Here is a 359-nt window from a genome sequence, read left to right as displayed (position 1 = left end):
GGATGCGACGCAGGCCGATCATGCCGACCGCCTCAGCTGGGCCTGCAGTGCCGCGAGCCGCGCCTCGATGCGCGCCTGCTCCGCCCCGCGGGCCGATGCGTCGAGCCAACCGGGCGGATCCCGCAACATCGCGCGCAGCAACTCCGGGCCGTAGCAGCACGCGAGCACGAGCACCGCGCGGCCATTCGGTAGCGCGACGCCTGCCAGCCACTTCTTCACGGTGTCGGGGGGCAGCCGCGTACGTGCCGCAACGTGGATCGCCGTCTTCCCCGGGTGCGCCGCGCGGAGAAATCGCACGAGGCCGTCACCATCGACCTGTGCCGACCAATCCCGGCCTGCCTTCGGGAAAAAATGGTCCA

The 359-nt window shown here is 71.0% G+C and carries 1 protein-coding gene; it reads right to left on the bottom strand.

The window, feature by feature from the left end; translation table 11 throughout:
• Nucleotides 1-18 precede the first annotated feature (18 nt).
• Nucleotides 19-359, bottom strand: a 341-nt coding sequence (locus KZZ04_RS18570) for a hypothetical protein (protein WP_219423713.1), incomplete at its 5' end; no start/stop codon positions are given.

This window comes from Pseudoalteromonas sp. CR1 (assembly GCF_019392235.1).
Taxonomy (GTDB): Bacteria; Pseudomonadota; Gammaproteobacteria; order Enterobacterales; family Alteromonadaceae; genus Pseudoalteromonas.
The sequence above is the reverse complement of the archived record's forward strand: the minus strand, read 5'-3'. Positions and strand labels throughout refer to the sequence as shown.